Genomic DNA, 15,199 nt, shown 5'->3' on the forward strand with positions numbered 1-15,199 from the left:
CCCTTCACCTGCCACAGGTGCACCGTCGTCACGGTGGCTTAGTGGGTCAACACGAACAAGTGGCTGCTTTCGCGCAGCCTGGCCGGCTTTCATCTTGGGGGCCCTGTCGCATTGTGGACAGCGTTGTCGCATGCCTACATCAGCCATCATGGTCACGTAGATGCCTCCATGGTTGTCCCGCCAGTGGGCGGCCATGATGGAACACCATTGAGGGTGGAACCTTTTCCCTGTTCGCGTTACATATACCTGACCGTCACCAGCGACAGGTGAACCGTCGTCACGGTGGCTTTGCGGATCAGCAAGCGCGAGCGGCTCACGTTGTTTTCGCGCCTCGTGGTCGGCCTCGGCTTTTTCGTGTGTGCTGCTCACAACCGCTCCTCGCCTCATGACCTCTGCCATATCCTTCCATGACGGGGAAGTTCACCTCCACCACGCCTTCGAAGGGCCAGGCCTGTGACTTTCAACCATGAATGGCCGCGTTTTCACAGCACTATTTGGCGCACGGGTCGATCTCCAAGGGGATCCTGCACTGGGGCAGGGGAGCTGACAGTAGCCCCAATGATCAATGGGCATTGGCAGCAAACCACTGGGACGATCAGGCGGAATCGGTCGAGTACACGTCAGGCATAGGATGAGGCAGGCCTTTATTCCACTGATGCCGCTGCGCGTTCTGCTCTGCATCTGCCTTAAACGAATCCCCGCCTCGAGAGTTGCCGCCGCACTCGCACCGCCAGTGCCAATAAATTCCCGGTTTGGCACGGTGGGGATTGTCGTCGTCAATGGGTCGGCCACTGTCGGAGCTTGTCACTGCGTCTGCGAGCCCGCGAAGGAACTTCCAGACCATCAGAGGACGCTCATCTCTTGCTCGCGTGTCGTCATACGGCTTGGGCACTGAGTCGGCAGGTTCATACACCTCATAGTCGCTGATCTCAGTGGTATTGCATAACGTTCAGTCGAGGTAAGTCATGGAAAATGCGCGCACTCAGGCCGGCGGCGTCCTGCCCGGACAAGCGCCCGTAAGCGGGTCGCCCAGCGTACACCCCAGGTCGCAAATTCAACTCAGGCGGACGCCTAGGGCTGCTGTACGTTTACCGCGCGCGCTGAAGATGCACGTAGGGGTGCCCTATACGTGCAGCAGTCCCTCAGTCACGAGATTGACTTGTATTGGCTTCTGCCGACATCCTCAACGAGTGAACTCTGACGAAAAGCGCATTGCTCTGCTCATCGATGCTGATAACGCGCCGGCGTCTAAGGTCGACGTCGTCCTCGCTGAGGTCGCCAAGCATGGTGTCGCTAACGTGCGGCGTGCTTACGGAGACTGGAAGAGCGCTCATCTTAAGCAGTGGGAAGCCTCGCTTCACCCCTACGCGATTCGTCCTATGCAGCAGTTCGCCTACAGCACTGGTAAGAACGCATCCGATATGGCGATGGTGATTGATGCGATGGATCTGCTTCAGGCGGGTTCGGTTGACGGGTTCGCCCTGGTGTCCAGTGACGCGGACTTCACTCCACTGGTCATGCGGATCCTGTCGGACGGGTTGAAGGTGTATGGGTTCGGGGAGAGGAAAACGCCGGAACCGTTCGTCAATGCTTGTTCACTGTTCACCTACGTCGAGGGACTAGGGCAACCGCCGGTAAGCTCGGATGCCTCACGGGGAGATGCGGTCGACCCGAAGAAGCTCCGAAGCGATACCCGCCTTGTACTGCTAGTGCGGAACGCTGTCGAAGCAGCCAGTGGGGATGATGGATGGGCGCACCTGTCCTCAGTGGGAGGCCACATCAGCAATCAGGCGTCTTTGGACCCGCGCAACTACGGATACCGAAAGCTAAGTGACCTCATCGAGGGAATCGGTTTGTTCGAGCTTCAACGAGAGAATCTACGAGTAATGGTGCGAGACAAGCGCACCGCACTTCGCACGACCACGTAACGCCGCTGCTGCCCACGTTCGCCCACTCCTCGTCGTCTCCGAAAAGGATCCTTTCGTAAAACAGTACAAGCAGACGTGCTGATGTACTCGATGCCCCCAAGCTCGCAACAGTTCCAAGAAACAAGACCGTCTCAACAATGTGTCTCACAGGACCTGTTCTCAACAAAAGAGAAAGTGGCTTTTGATGCACTAAAGGGATTCGCGTTGGGAGTACTGGATACGCCAGAGTCAGCACATGTTCACCAGGTGCACGGCACGCTTTTGAATGTTCGGCTCCGCCCCTAGTTTCGGCGCGGAGCCGAACTGAACGGCGATCTGCCCGAAGCGAGCGGCGGCAAAGTAAGGGTCCTTTCCGGCGTCGTTCTTGGCCGGCCTTTGCCTCCCCACCTTGCAATCAACTTGGCAGCGACGAATCGTCTAGAGGTCCGCCGCCGGGGCCGCGAACTGCGCTTCATACAGCCGTGCGTACGCCCCGCCGGCAGCCAGCAGTGAAGCGTGCGTGCCCTGCTCCACGATCTGCCCGGCTTCCATCACCAGGATGAGGTCGGCGTCGCGGATCGTGGACAGGCGGTGGGCAATCACAAAGGACGTCCGGTCGGACCGCAGTGCACTCATGGCCTTCTGCACCAGCACCTCGGTCCGGGTGTCCACTGAAGACGTCGCCTCATCCAGGATCAGCACCGAGGGCCGTGCCAGGAATGCCCGGGCGATCGTGAGCAGCTGTTTCTCCCCCGCTGACACGTTGGCGCCCTCGTCGTCCAGCACGGTGTCGTACCCCTCGGGCAGCGACCGCACGAACCGGTCCACATACGTCGCCCGCGCCGCCTCCAAAATCTCAGCCTCCGTAGCCGAAGGCCGCCCATACGCAATGTTGTCCCGGATCGTCCCGCCGAACAGCCACGTATCCTGCAGCACCATCCCCAGCCGCGAGCGCAGCTCGCGGCGAGGCACCGAGGTGACATCCACGCCGTCGAGCGTTATCCGCCCCGCGTCCAGCTCGTAGAACCGCATCATCAGGTTCACCAGCGTGGTCTTGCCCGCCCCGGTGGGCCCCACAATCGCCACCGTCTGCCCCGGCTCCGCCACCAGGGACAGCGAAGAGATCAGCGGCTTGTCCGGCGAATACGAGAACGACACGTCCTCGAACACCAGCCGCCCCCGCCCGAACACCGGCCCGGCGGAAGGCGCAGGCTCCACAGACTCCTCAGATTCATCCAGCAGCTCGAACACCCGCTCCGCCGACGCAACCCCCGACTGCAGCACATTCGCCATGGACCCCAGCTGCGCCAGCGGCATGGTGAACTGCCGCGAGTACTGGATGAACGCCTGCACATCGCCCAGCTGCATCGCCCCGGACGCCACCTGCAGCCCGCCCACCACCGCAATCCCCACGTACACCAGATTCCCGATGAACGTCATGGCCGGCATGATCAGCCCGGAAATGAACTGCGCCCGAAACTCGCTGCCGCCACGGGGGCCAATGACTCAGCCTCTCGCAGCCCACAGTTCAGCCTGATAGAGCGGGTCAGGAGGGCTTAAAGGCCGAAACGGGGGTCTTGGCCGATCCCTCGTTCGATCTGAAGGCCTACTTCTGAAAGAAGTCGCTGCCCGCATGAGGCGGGGCGGCGACGTCGTGGGGGGCTGCGCTCTGAACTACGTCTGCGCGGTCGTAGCAGCCGAGCTTCTCGACCGCAAAGTCGAGCAGGGCCGAGGCTCGTCGCGTGAGGGTCATGTCCTCGGGCCAGATCCCCACGACGTTGGAGAGGGTTACGGGCGGGTCGAATGGGCGGATGGCGACCGGCCGCCCCTCGACGCTCATGGGGAGCGCGTTGGGCCGGGACATGAGCAGGCCATACCCCATGCCGCGGCCCACGAGCGCCTCGACGAGGATGATCTGGGTGACCCGGGCCGCGATCCTGGGCTCGAGCCCGCGCGCGGCGAACGCCTCGACTATATTGATGGTGCTCGGGCTCACGTCGTAGAGGATGAGTGGCTCGCCGGCGAGATCGGCGAGATCCACTGTGCTGCCCGCCGCGAGCGGGTGGTCCGGATGCAGGTGGGCCTCAAGCTCGGTCGCGTAGACCTTGCGGTGACGGTAGCCGGCTGGCAGGAACCTTTCGTATGTGATGGCCACGTCGAGGCGTCCTGACTGGAGGGCGGGGAACAGGTCCTCGTTGGTGCCCACCGTGGTCTCGAGGTCCACCCCGGGGTGCCTCCGCGGGAAGCCTTCGAGGAGCTCCGGCACCACGCTCGCGGCGAAGCTCGCGTAGCAGCCAAACTTGACACTGCCCCGCAGCTCTTCTCCCCGGCGGTCGCCCTGGACGAGCTCCCGCGTGTCCGCGAGGATCCTGCGCGCCTGCATTGCGAAGTGCTGGCCCGCGGGAGTCAGTGCGAGGCCCCGCGCCTTGCGGCGCACGCATAGCTGCTCCCCCACAGTCCTCTCGAGCCCCGTGATGGCCTGGGACAGCGCCGACTCTGAGATGTGAAGATGGGCTGCCGCCGCACTGGATGTGGTGAAGTCCGGCAGGGCAGCGAACAGCTCGAGTTGCCTCAGGCTCACATCGGCCATGGCCACCTCACCGTAGATCGGGCTTCTTAAGTACAACAGAACTTTATCTGCAAATCTCTGTGATTTACATGCAGATGTGAGTTCGCTCACCATAGAGGAACAGCAACGTCCGCACCCTTCACAAGGACAGCAATGACCTCTTCCAATGCCGTTAGCAATCCCGCCACTCAACGTCGCGTCGCGTTCGCAACGATCATCGGCACCACGATCGAGTGGTACGACTTCTTCATCTACGCGCTGGGCGCTGGGCTCGTGTTCAGCCAGCTCTTCTTCAAGCCTGCCGGGGAGGAAATCGGGCTCTTGCTCTCCTTCGCTACCGTCGGCATCTCCTTCCTCTTCCGCCCGCTCGGTGCGTTCCTCGCGGGGCACTACGGCGATAGAATCGGCCGCCGTGCCATGCTTGTCATCACGCTCATCCTCATGGGTGTAGCAACGACACTCATCGGCGTCCTGCCCACCTTCGCCCAGATCGGCATCGCGGCGCCGATCCTCCTGCTCCTCCTCCGCATTCTCCAAGGCGTCTCCGCCGGCGGCGAGTGGGGCGGCGCAGTCCTCATGGTCGTCGAGCACGCTCCTGCTGACCGCCGCGGTCGCGCTGGCGCCTTGCCGCAGGTCGGCGTCCCGCTGGGCTTTCTTCTCGCTTCGGGCTTGATGGCCCTCATGACCGGAGTCGTCTCCCCCGGCCAGGCCTTCCTCGAGTGGGGCTGGCGCGTGCCGTTCCTGCTGAGCATCGTGCTCATCGTCGTCGGCTACTTTGTCCGCCGCTCCGTTGAGGAGAGCCCCGTGTTCACCGAGATCGCCGAGCGCGGCCAGCAGACCAAGGCCCCGGTTGTGGTCCTCTTCAAACGTCACTGGCACCTTGTGATCCTCGCCGCGCTTGTGTTCGTGGGCAATAACGCCGTGGGCTACATGACCACCGGCGGCTTCCTCCAGAGCTACGCCACCGGCAAGCTTAAGATAGACACCACGGCGATGCTCATCGCGTCCACGGTCGCCTCGGCGGTGTGGTTCTTCGCGACGCTCATTGCAGGGCGCCTCGCCGATTCGATTGGCCGGCGAAACACCCACCTCATCGGCTTCGCCGTACAGGCACTGATGGCCTTCCCGCTATTCTGGCTCGTCAACACCGCGACGCTACCCGGCCTCTACGCCGGCCTGGTCCTGCTCTCGATCGGCCTCGGCCTCACATACGGGCCTCTGGCAGCCTGGTACGCCGAGATCTTCCCGGCATCCGTTCGTTTCTCTGGAGTGGCCATCCCCTACGCCATTGGGTCAATCCTCGGCGGGGCGTTCGCTCCCACCATCGCCCAAGCACTGCTGCAGGCCACCGGCACCACGACTGCGGTCTCCTGGTATATCCTCGTGGCCACCCTCGTCGGGGCCGCGGCGACGCTGTGCCTGCGCGACCGGCGCGGCATCCCGCTCGGCCCGGACCACGAGGCCGAGCAGGCCAGCGGCGCAACGATGTTCGCCCCCAACGTGGCCCACAGGGAGCTTGCGGCGAAGCCGTAGCGACCCCGTTCCCCTTCCACCGTGGCGTCCACGGAACTATTCACCATGCCGTCGTGGCCCCTTACGTTCGGCAAATTCAAGGATTACGTAATGCAGTCGAGGAGAACCGATGGTAAATCACACCACCAGAGTCGCGGTTATTGGAGGGGGGCTGGGCGGGCTTACTGCTGCGATTGCCCTCACGCGGATCGCCGGTGCCCACGTCACGGTGTTCGAGCAAGCGAGGGGGCTGGGCGACGTGGGCGCAGGCGTCACTGTCGCTCCGAATGGCCAGCGCGTTCTCGACAAACTCGGTGTCCTTGAACAGGTCAAGCGCGCAGGCGCCACTCCGGACGGCCATGGCGTCTACCAGGACGCCATGGGCAACGTTGTAGCCGAAGCAGCTTGGGAAGACTCAGCAAAGCGGTATCAAAATGTCGGCATGTACAGGCCCGACCTGGTCGACGTTTTGTCTCGAGAGGTCGCGCCCGACACGATCCGTCTCGGCCATCGTCTGACGTCGATTCAGACGCTAGACACAGGCGTCCGCCTCGAATTCGAGAACGGCGTACACGATGAGTTTGATGCAGTGGTGGGCGCGGACGGCATCCACTCGGTGGTGCGGGATTCTCTGATGCAAACCCCCGACCCCGTCTACTCCGGATTCATAGCGTTTCGCGGAGTACTTGACGCGGCCCTCCTTCCCGATGACTGGCCCATGATCAGCCAGGTATGGATGGGTGAGGGAAAGCACTTCATGTGCTACCCGCTGCAGCAGCGCAAGTTGTTCAACTATGTCGGGTTCGTACCCAGTGACAGGCCGCTCAAGGAAACCTGGTCGGCACCGGGGGACGTGAGCGAACTCGCCGCCGAGTTTGCGGGTGAGAAATGGGACCCGAAGCTTCGCCACTTCATCCAGCTCATCGACCAGACCTTCTGGTGGGGCCTCTACGACCACGAGCCACTCACTAATTGGTCGCGAGGGCGCGTCACGTTGCTTGGGGACGCAGCACACACCATGCTGCCGCACGCGGGCCAGGGAGTGAACCAGGCAATCGAGGACAGCATTACTCTTGCCTTCTTCCTCAGGGAGGCCGAAGACGCCGATGAGATTGCCGAAGCCTTCAAGCGCTACACCGCCGTTCGAATGCAACGCACGGCGATCCTGCAGAACAGCTCTCGCAGAAGCGGCTCACAATTCGACGCGCAGAATGAATTTGAGGACATCAAGAAGCGTGACGCTGATTTGCGCGCAGGACGCGATTTTCGCCGAAGTGTGCTCTTCGACTTCGACGCGGTGGCAGCCGCCGAAAAAGCACTCAAACGATTCAGGAGGATCTAGTTCGCATGACATCGATCAGCATCATTGGCACCGGCAAGATGGGCTCAGCAATTGCCGAAGTATCAGCGCGAGCCGGAGCGAGTATCCAAATCATCCGGCGCAGGGCGGGGGCTGGCTCGTCCGCCGAGCGTCCGGATGCGGATTATGGGCTTATCGGCGATGAACTCACAGGTGACCTCGTCGTCCTCGCAGTTCCGTATGAAGCGTACCCGAACATACTTGAGCACTATCGGGATCGACTCAGCGGCAAGGTCGTCATCGACATCAGCAACCCCATTGATTTCACCACGTACGATGAGTTGCTGGTCCCATCAGACTCCTCGACTGCGGTTGAACTTTCCAAGGCCCTCCCGGTGGGCGTTACAGTCGTGAAAGCGTTCAACGTCAATCTCGGCGACACGCTCAGCACCGGCACCAATGGCACAACGCGCACGACTGTCCTGTTCGCCGGAGACGATGCAGAGGCGAAAATAGCAGTCGCGGCCCTCCTCGAAGCGGCAGGACTCCGGGCGGTCGACGCTGGTCCTCTTTCGCGTGCGAGGGAACTTGAGGCAATGGGCTTTCTCCAGATCGTATTGGCAGCAATCGGGAAGACACGCTACGAGTCCGGATTCGCGCTGCTGCCGTGAGGATTCCTGAGCGGCAGGCCACTCAAACCTCCGCCACCGGGGCCGCGAACTGCGCCTCGTACAGCCGCGCGTATGCCCCGCCGGCAGCCAGCAGCGAAGCGTGCGTCCCCTGCTCCACGATCTGGCCGGCCTCCATCACCAGGATGAGGTCGGCATCGCGGATGGTGGACAGGCGGTGCGCGATCACAAAAGAAGTCCGGTCCGACCTCAACGCGCTCATCGCCTTCTGCACCAGCACCTCGGTCCGGGTGTCCACGGACGACGTCGCCTCATCCAAAATCAGCACCGAAGGCCGGGCCAGGAATGCCCGTGCAATCGTCAGCAGCTGCTTCTCCCCCGCGGACACGTTGCCGCCCTCGTCCTCAAGCACGGTGTCATACCCGTCAGGCAGGGACCGCACGAACCGGTCCACATATGTCGCCCGCGCGGCTTCCAGAATCTCGTCTTCAGTAGCGCCAGGCCGCCCGTACGCAATGTTGTCCCGGATGGTCCCGCCGAACAGCCACGTATCCTGCAGCACCATCCCCAGCCGCGAGCGCAGCTCGCGCCGCGGCACCGAGGTGACGTCCACGCCGTCGAGCGTTATCCGCCCCGCATCCAGCTCGTAGAACCGCATCATCAGGTTCACCAGCGTGGTCTTGCCCGCCCCGGTGGGCCCCACAATCGCCACCGTCTGCCCCGGCTCCGCCACCAAAGACAAACCGGAAATCAGCGGCTTGTCCGGCGAATACGAAAAGGACACATCCTCGAACACCAGCCGCCCCCGCCCGAACACCGGCCCGGCAGAAGGGGCCGGCTCCTCAGACTCCTCGTCCTCATCCAACAACGAGAACACCCGCTCCGCCGAGGCAACCCCCGACTGCAGCACATTCGCCATGGACCCCAGCTGCGCCAGCGGCATGGTGAACTGCCGCGAGTACTGGATGAACGCCTGCACATCGCCCAGCTGCATCGCCCCGGACGCCACCTGCAGCCCGCCCACCACCGCGATCCCCACGTACACCAGGTTCCCGATGAACGTCATGGCCGGCATGATCAACCCGGAAATGAACTGCGCCCCGAAGCTCGCCTCGTACAGCTCCGCGTTCTTCTGCCGGAACCGCTCCTCCACCTCGCGCTGCCGGCCGAACACCTTCACCAGCGCATGCCCGGTGTACGTCTCCTCGATCTGCCCATTTAACTCACCTGTGTTCTTCCACTGCGCCACAAACAGCTTCTGCGAGCGCTTGGCAATCAGCGCCGTGATCCCCAGCGTCAGCGGAATGGTCACCAGCGCGATCAGCGCCAGCGTGGGCGAAAGGATCACCATCATCACCAGCACACCCACCACCGTCAGCACCGACGTGACCGCCTGGCTGATGGTCTGCTGCAGGCTCTGGGAAATGTTGTCCACGTCGTTCGTCACCCGGCTCAGCAGCTCACCGCGCTGGATCGAATCGAAATACCGCAGCGGCAGCCGATGGATCTTCGCCTCGATCTCCCCGCGCAGCCCGAACACCGTCCGCTGCACCACCCCGTTCAGCACATACGCCTGCACCCACATAAACGCCGAGGACAGCACATACAGCACCAGCGCCCACGTCAGCACATTCCCCAGCGCGGCGAAGTCGATCCCCTGCCCCGGCACCAGGTCCATGGCGCTGAGCATGTCCGCGCGCTGCCCCTCCCCGGACGCCCGCAGCTGCGCGATCAGCTGCTCCTTGCTCACCCCGGCGGGCAGCTCCCGGGACACCACCCCGGCAAAAATCAGGTTGGTGCCCTCCCCCAGCAGCCGCGGCCCGGTCACCGAGAGCGCCACCCCGGCCACCGCCGTCACGAACACCAGCAGCAGCCACGCCCGCTCCGGCCGCAGCTTCCCCAGCAGCCGCTTGGCCGACGGCCAGAAGTTCATCGCCTTCTCCGCCGGGACGTTCATCCCCGCGAACGGCCCGCCGCGTCCCGGCCCGCCCATGGGACGGGGAATGCGTACGACGGCGGCGCCGCCGGGTGCGGAGGCGGGTGCGGCTTTGGTGCCGGCTGCGGGAGAGGGCTGGCGGCTCATACCGTCTCCTCCGCCGCCAGCTGGGACGAAACGATCTCGCGGTACGTCTCCGACGTCTCCAGCAGCTCACTGTGCGTTCCCCGCCCCACGATCCTGCCGCCGTCGAGCACTAAAATCTGGTCCGCGTCCACGATGCTGGAGACGCGCTGGGCGATGATCACCAGCGTGGCGCCGGCGGTGCTGCGCTTGAGGGCCTGGCGGAGGCGGGCGTCGGTGCCGGTGTCCAGCGAGGAGAACGAATCGTCGAAGATGTACAGCTCGGGCCGCTTCACCAGGGCCCGGGCGATGGCCAGCCGCTGCCGCTGCCCGCCGGAGACGTTGGTGCCGCCCTGGCTGATGGGCGCGTCCAGGCCGCCGTCCATCCGTTCCACGAAGTCCCGCGCCTGGGCGATTTCCAGGGCGGTCCAGAGCTCGTCCTCGGTGGCGTCCGGCTTGCCGTAGAGCAGGTTGCTGCGCACGGTGCCGCTGAACAGGTAGGGCCGCTGCGGGACCAGGCCGATGTGCCCCCAGAGCAGGTCCGGGTGCAGCTCCCGCACGTCCACGCCGTCCATCCGGACCGAGCCGCTGGTGGCGTCGAACAGCCGGGGCATGAGGTTCACCAGGGTGGTCTTGCCGGACCCGGTGCTGCCGATGATCGCCGTCGTCTGCCCCGCCCGGGCGGTGAAGCTGATGCCGGAGAGGACGGGCTGGTCGGCACCCGGGTAGGCGAATCCGACGTCGCGCATTTCCAGCTCGCCGCGGCGCACCTCGCTGCTGAGGGGGTTCCGTGGCGGGCGGACGCTGGATTCAGTGCGCAGCACCTCGCCGATCCGGTCCGCGGAGACGGCGGCTCGCGGGATCATCACGGCCATGAAGGTGGCCATCATGACCGACATCAGGATCTGGATCAGGTAACTCAGGAACGCGATGAGCGTGCCCACCTGCATGGAGCCGTCCTGGATGCGGAACGAGCCGAACCAGATCACGGCCACGCTGGAGACGTTCAGCACCAGCATCACCACCGGAAACGCGAGCGCCATCAGCCGGCCGGCACGGAGGGCGGTGTCCGTGACGTCGTCGTTGGCCTGGGCGAAGCGCGCGGTCTCGATGTCCTCGCGGACGAACGCGCGGACCACGCGGATGCCGGTGAGCTGCTCGCGGAGGACGCGGTTCACGGTGTCGATCCGCTTCTGCATCTTGCGGAACAGCGGCACCATCCGGGCGGTAAGCAGGCCGACGGCGATGAGCAGCACCGGGACGGCGACGGCGATCAGCCAGGACAGCTGCACGTCCTGCCTGATGGCCATGATCACGCCGCCAATGCTGAGCATGGGCGCAGTGACCAGCATGGTGGCGGACATGAGCACCAGCTGCTGGACCTGCTGGACGTCGTTCGTGGATCGCGTGATCAGGCTTGGCGCGCCGAACTTGGTGACTTCCTGCTCGGAGAACTCCCCCACCCGTTTGAAGATCGCGCCCCGAAGGTCCCGGCCCACGCCCATGGCCGCCTTCGCCGCGAAGTACACCGCGATCACCGCGCACACGATCTGCAGCAGGGTGATCGCCAGCATCACGCCGCCCAGGCTCAGGATGTAGCCGATGTTCGCCTTGGCCACGCCCTCGTCGATGATGTCCGCGTTCAGGGTGGGCAGGTATAGGGACGCGATGGACTGCGCCAGCTGGAAAACCACGACGGCGGCGAGCAGCGGCCGGTGCGGCCGCAGGTATTCAACAAGCAGCTTCCAGAGCATGGGCGGCTCCTGACACAGTGTCCACAAGAGGTGGTGCGAAGGTCAGTTTACGTCCGGAGGCTGGGAACAGGGCTGGGTCTCACTGGAGAATCCGGGCTGGTTCTCGGAGGGCGTATTTTGCTGATCCTGCAGGGAACATCAGGGCTTGCGTCTTGCCTCCCAGAATGCGCGTATTGCAAACCATCGTTATACGTTCTGTACATGACTGACCTCACTGATCTTGATCGCAGGCTGCTGTCTGCCCTCCGCGAGGACGGCCGGGAGTCTGTGGCCAGCCTGTCGCGCAGGCTTGGAGTGGCGAGGGCTACCGTGAATAGCCGCCTTGAACGCCTGCTCGCCTCTGGAACCATCGTGGGCTTTACGGCACGGGTCCGTGACGAAGTAGATCCGCTGACAATTCGCGCCATCACGCTGATCGCGGTCGAGGGCAGGTCTGCCAACAACGTCATACGGGAGTTACGCGGTTTTCCGGAAATCCGCGCCTTGCACACCACCAACGGCGGCTGGGACCTCGTAGCGGAACTGGCCACCGAAAACCTCAGCGGCTTCGACGATGTCCTTGGCAGGATCCGTGCGGTCAATGGCGTGCTCAACAGTGAAACAAGCCTGCTGCTCAGTTCGGTGCTCAGGTAGGGGCCCCGAGCGCATGATCTTGCACAATGCCAGAAATGACCTGGCAAAATGCATAGGCATTTGACGAAAGGTACGCGCTTTGCTCATTGTGGCCGCTTATCGGCGCCGAATACCGTGAGGACACTAATGGTTCACACGGAAGAAGGAGCGCAATGACGCGTTTTGTGGATGTTCACAACATGGTTCGCTGGGTGGCCCGCACGGGAACGCAAACCATCATCTCGGAAATGATGGACTACCTTGAGGACGACTTCCGCCGCTGGGAATCCTTCGATAAGACTCCCCGGGTGGCCAGCCACACCCCGTTCGGCGTCATCGAGCTAATGCCCACCAGCGACCACGAGACCTATGGTTTCAAATACGTCAATGGTCACCCCTCGAACCCCGCCCGAGGCTTCCAGACCGTAACCGCATTCGGAGTGCTGGCAGATGTCCACAACGGATACCCCACGTTCCTGACGGAGATGACGCTGCTGACAGCCCTGCGGACTGCAGCCACTTCCGGCATGGTTGGCAGAAGGCTTGCCCGCCCCGGCTCCTCTGTGATGGCCATGATCGGCACGGGAAGCCAGTCGGAGTTCCAGGCTTTGGCGTTCAAGGCCGCCCTCGGGATCACCACCCTCCGGGTCTGGGATACTGACCAGGCCGCCATGGCGAAGCTGCTGCGCAATGCGGCACCGCTGGGTTTCGATGTCCACATTGCGTCCTCTGCGGCCGACGCCGTCCAGGGTGCGGACGTCATCACCACGTGTACCGCGGACAAGGCCAACGCCACTGTCCTCAGCGCAGACATGATCTGCCCCGGCGTCCACATCAACGCCATCGGCGGGGACTGCCCGGGAAAGACCGAACTTGACGCCGCCATCCTGGAACTCGGCGAGGTGTTCGTGGAGTACACGCCGCAGACCCGAATCGAAGGCGAGATCCAGCAGATGCCGGCGGACTTTGCCGTGACCGAGTTCTGGCAGGTCCTGGCCGGAGGGGCTGCAGGGCGGTCAACGCCTGAGCAGGTCACCATCTTCGACTCTGTCGGCTTCGCCATCGAGGACTTCTCCGCCCTCCGCTATGTGCGGGATGCGGTCCAGGGATCCGACTTCTTCGAAGAGATCGACCTGGTCGCAAACCCGGAGGATCCCAAAGACCTCTTCGGCCTGGTGGGCGCGCTCTCCCCGGTCGGCTAGCCCGGCTAGTTCAGCTCGAGCACGTGCAAGCTTAGCCACAGCACCAGCGTGTCCTCAGGCTGGTCCAAATCCACGCCGAAGAGGTCACGCAGGCGCTTGAGGCGGTACCGGAGAGTGTTCTGGTGCAGGGACAAGGCTGCCGCTGTCCTTGCGGAATCGCGGGAGCAGTCAAGGTAGGTTCTCAGCGTCAGGGCATATCCGGTGCCAAAATCGGCGTCGTACTCTTGGATTCTCCGGGCGGCAGCGGACAGAAGGTGCGGTGCCGCCCGGAACGCCGCGGCCAGCTCCAGGAGGGTGAGGCGGCTGCGGACCTCCCCTGCGCTGGCGTACGTGCCCGGGAAGCCGTCCGAGGCGAGCATCAGCAGGACAAGATCGGCGTCATGCCGTGAACGGCTGATGTCCGAGACGGCGTCGACGGCGGGACCCGCCGCCGCCCGCAGCTCAACTCCCAGCGATGCCCGGGAACGATCGTTGAGCCTCCGGGCAAGGGCTTCGATTGACCCCAGGGACGACGCAGCCGCCGCCGGGAATATTGCATAAATGGTAGAGCCCGCCTGCACGCATTGAGCGCCTTGGCCGTGGGCCTCGCACTGCGTGGTCACCAAGTCCGCAATCCTCACCAACGTAGTCTCGGCTGCCTGCCCGGGTTCAGCCTGAAAAGCGACGACCGCAAAGGGACCCGAATTCCGCAGCCCCAGCTGTTCGGCAACCAGGATGGCGTCGTCGCCTCCTTCGAGGAGCCGGCGCAGCAGCTCCTCGCGTTGCTGGCGTGCGAGATCATGGCTGCTGCGGGCGCGGAGCATGTGGAGCGCTGCAATGTCCGCGGCGCGTTCCAGGGCCTGTTCTGCTTCGCCATCCAGATCGCCATGGACATCAACAACCCAGATCGATCCCAGGGGCTCCTTGCCCGCCCGGACTGCTATCGCCATCCTGTCCATGGCGGGCCGGACGCCCTCGATCCGGACTGCCCCGGAGGACCGGAACACCGCCGCGTACTGGCCCGCGTTCTCGGGCAGGTAGGGCACCTGCCGGCCAAGGATTCCCCTGCGCCGGTCCTCATCGATCGGCTGGTCCTCAAGCGTGGAGTACGCCAACACCTGTTCCTGCAGGTTCTCGATGGTGGTAGCCCCTCCGACCATCGCCGCAATGGCGTTTGCCAACGCGAAAAGGTCCCCCACCCCCAGCGGTGAGATCGTGCTGCCGGCATCTGCCGAGGCGTTGAGGGCTGAGTCCAGGAGTGCATTGAGATGCCTCCACCTCACGTCGTCGTCCACCACCAGGAGGGCGATGCCGGCTTCGTCCGCCACCGCTGCGAGGTGTCCGATGTCCTGGTGGAGCTTCTTGACCACCACTGCGGCAAAGCCGGCTTCCGCCGCATCCCGGACCACGCCTGCAGTGCCCGGGTCCGCGGGGTGCAGCCCGATCCCGAGCAAAATGCCCCCACGCAGCCCTTCAAGCGGCACGAAGGGGTCATAGAGCGACGGACTCATCAGGGACAACCTGGGCGGCACCGCTCCTGAACCGAGCACCAGTCCGGTGTCCTCAAGCATCTTCAGCAGGTGGGGCAGGTGGATGCTGTCATTGCGATGGGTGGCCTCGGTCATAGGGCTAAAGCTTCACACCTATGGTGCTGGAACACAAGAAGAATCGATAAC

General features: G+C 63.8%; 10 protein-coding genes and 1 pseudogene. 6 read left to right on the forward strand and 5 right to left on the reverse strand.

Annotated features, from left to right (window positions below; translation table 11 throughout):
• Positions 1-1,190 precede the first annotated feature (1,190 nt).
• Positions 1,191-1,928, forward strand: coding sequence for an NYN domain-containing protein (locus SMD14_RS17685; protein WP_321214506.1), 738 nt, complete (start codon positions 1,191-1,193; stop codon positions 1,926-1,928).
• Positions 1,929-2,345: 417 nt separating this feature from the next.
• Here SMD14_RS17685 and SMD14_RS17690 read toward each other — a convergent pair.
• Together SMD14_RS17690 and SMD14_RS17695 are read right to left on the reverse strand one after the other, a co-directional pair.
• Positions 2,346-3,392, reverse strand: a pseudogene (locus SMD14_RS17690) (ABC transporter ATP-binding protein); the annotation flags it as partial.
• A 121-nt stretch (positions 3,393-3,513) separates the two neighbouring features.
• A complete protein-coding gene (locus SMD14_RS17695) occupies positions 3,514-4,533 on the reverse strand; it encodes a LysR substrate-binding domain-containing protein (RefSeq protein WP_321214507.1) in 1,020 nt (339 codons plus the stop codon).
• A 96-nt stretch (positions 4,534-4,629) separates the two neighbouring features.
• Between SMD14_RS17695 and SMD14_RS17700 the strand changes: the two genes are divergently transcribed.
• From SMD14_RS17700 to SMD14_RS17710, 3 genes are all read left to right on the forward strand, one after another.
• Positions 4,630-6,009 carry an MFS transporter gene (locus SMD14_RS17700; RefSeq protein WP_321214508.1) on the forward strand — a complete coding sequence of 460 codons (1,380 nt, stop codon included), beginning with the start codon at positions 4,630-4,632 and terminating at the stop codon, positions 6,007-6,009.
• Positions 6,010-6,118: 109 nt separating this feature from the next.
• Positions 6,119-7,330 (forward strand): FAD-dependent monooxygenase, encoded by a 1,212-nt coding sequence (locus SMD14_RS17705; protein WP_321214509.1) that lies wholly within the window; start codon positions 6,119-6,121, stop codon positions 7,328-7,330.
• A 5-nt stretch (positions 7,331-7,335) separates the two neighbouring features.
• Positions 7,336-7,959, forward strand: a complete 624-nt coding sequence (locus SMD14_RS17710; protein ID WP_321214510.1) for an NAD(P)-binding domain-containing protein — start codon at positions 7,336-7,338, stop codon at positions 7,957-7,959.
• 22 nt (positions 7,960-7,981) lie between these two features.
• Here the strand turns inward: SMD14_RS17710 and SMD14_RS17715 are convergent, their stop codons facing one another.
• Positions 7,982-10,000: an ABC transporter ATP-binding protein gene (locus SMD14_RS17715; protein WP_321214511.1), complete on the reverse strand. Its 2,019-nt coding sequence runs from the start codon at positions 9,998-10,000 to the stop codon at positions 7,982-7,984.
• Positions 9,997-11,730, reverse strand: a complete 1,734-nt coding sequence (locus SMD14_RS17720; RefSeq protein ID WP_321214512.1) for an ABC transporter ATP-binding protein — start codon at positions 11,728-11,730, stop codon at positions 9,997-9,999. Before SMD14_RS17720 ends, SMD14_RS17715 begins: the two co-directional genes overlap by 4 nt.
• A 201-nt stretch (positions 11,731-11,931) precedes the next feature.
• Between SMD14_RS17720 and SMD14_RS17725 the strand changes: the two genes are divergently transcribed.
• Positions 11,932-12,363: an Lrp/AsnC family transcriptional regulator gene (locus SMD14_RS17725; protein WP_311216728.1), complete on the forward strand. Its 432-nt coding sequence runs from the start codon at positions 11,932-11,934 to the stop codon at positions 12,361-12,363.
• A gap of 152 nt (positions 12,364-12,515) precedes the next feature.
• Positions 12,516-13,544: an ornithine cyclodeaminase gene (locus SMD14_RS17730; RefSeq protein ID WP_321214513.1), complete on the forward strand. Its 1,029-nt coding sequence runs from the start codon at positions 12,516-12,518 to the stop codon at positions 13,542-13,544.
• A gap of 5 nt (positions 13,545-13,549) precedes the next feature.
• On the opposite strand, the gene SMD14_RS17735 is transcribed toward SMD14_RS17730, so the two are convergent.
• Positions 13,550-15,148, reverse strand: a complete 1,599-nt coding sequence (locus tag SMD14_RS17735) for a helix-turn-helix domain-containing protein (protein WP_321214514.1) — start codon at positions 15,146-15,148, stop codon at positions 13,550-13,552.
• Positions 15,149-15,199 lie beyond the last annotated feature (51 nt).

The sequence above is a fragment of the Pseudarthrobacter oxydans genome (assembly GCF_034258515.1).
GTDB lineage: Bacteria > Actinomycetota > Actinomycetes > Actinomycetales > Micrococcaceae > Arthrobacter.

Bases quoted from the DNA above. Each gene is read 5' to 3' on its own strand.
- SMD14_RS17700 (WP_321214508.1), top strand. From the start codon at position 4,630: ATGACCTCTTCCAATGCCGTTAGCAATCCCGCCACTCAACGTCGCGTC.
- SMD14_RS17705 (WP_321214509.1), top strand. From the start codon at position 6,119: ATGGTAAATCACACCACCAGAGTCGCGGTTATTGGAGGGGGGCTGGGC.
- SMD14_RS17710 (WP_321214510.1), top strand. From the start codon at position 7,336: ATGACATCGATCAGCATCATTGGCACCGGCAAGATGGGCTCAGCAATT.
- SMD14_RS17715 (WP_321214511.1), bottom strand. From the start codon at position 10,000: ATGAGCCGCCAGCCCTCTCCCGCAGCCGGCACCAAAGCCGCACCCGCC.
- SMD14_RS17720 (WP_321214512.1), bottom strand. From the start codon at position 11,730: ATGCTCTGGAAGCTGCTTGTTGAATACCTGCGGCCGCACCGGCCGCTG.
- SMD14_RS17725 (WP_311216728.1), top strand. From the start codon at position 11,932: ATGACTGACCTCACTGATCTTGATCGCAGGCTGCTGTCTGCCCTCCGC.
- SMD14_RS17730 (WP_321214513.1), top strand. From the start codon at position 12,516: ATGACGCGTTTTGTGGATGTTCACAACATGGTTCGCTGGGTGGCCCGC.
- SMD14_RS17735 (WP_321214514.1), bottom strand. From the start codon at position 15,148: ATGACCGAGGCCACCCATCGCAATGACAGCATCCACCTGCCCCACCTG.